This window comes from Mesorhizobium sp. M7A.F.Ca.CA.004.12.1.1 (genome assembly GCF_003997835.1).
GTDB lineage: Bacteria > Pseudomonadota > Alphaproteobacteria > Rhizobiales > Rhizobiaceae > Mesorhizobium.
In genome coordinates, this window is the sequence record NZ_RZRK01001492.1 from 1 (window position 1) to 487 (window position 487).

The 487-nt window shown below is 63.9% G+C and carries 1 pseudogene; it reads left to right on the forward strand.

Annotation, left to right across the window (positions count from 1 at the left end):
* Window positions 1-188: pseudogene (locus EN984_RS37205) on the forward strand (hypothetical protein); the annotation flags it as partial.
* Window positions 189-487 lie beyond the last annotated feature (299 nt).

A 487-nucleotide genomic window follows, 5' to 3' on the forward strand; every position in this document is an offset into this window, starting at 1 on the left:
GGGATGTCTATGACCCCGCCGGCAACCGGCTGCACCGCATCAATGGTCAGCAGAAGGCCCCGTCGGTCAATTCCGGCGCCAGCGCGGGCGGCGACAGCTGGAAGGGGGTCTCGCCGGCCACCATGCAGACGATCGCCGACCAGACCATCGACCAATTCGCGGCCTGGCTCGGCGGCAAGGCGGGCTAGAGGCATCGGACCCAAAAGTGGAGACGGTTTTGGGAAAATCCGATGCCCAACGAGAAGAAGGAGCAGCGCAAGTCCGCTGCTCCCTGTTGCAGCCCGGCGATGGCGCGGAGCTTTCTTGAGTTTAGCCGGCGGATTCCCGATCTCGGCGCTTGCAATACCGGCGCGGGCCGCTAAAAGCCCGGTTAAAGGGCGCAAGCGAGTCCGTCAGGTCTCATCATCCTCCACCAGGAACCGTGCATGAAACTCTTCGCGGGCAATTCCAACAGGGTGCTGGCCGAAGCGGTCGCCCGGTACCTCAA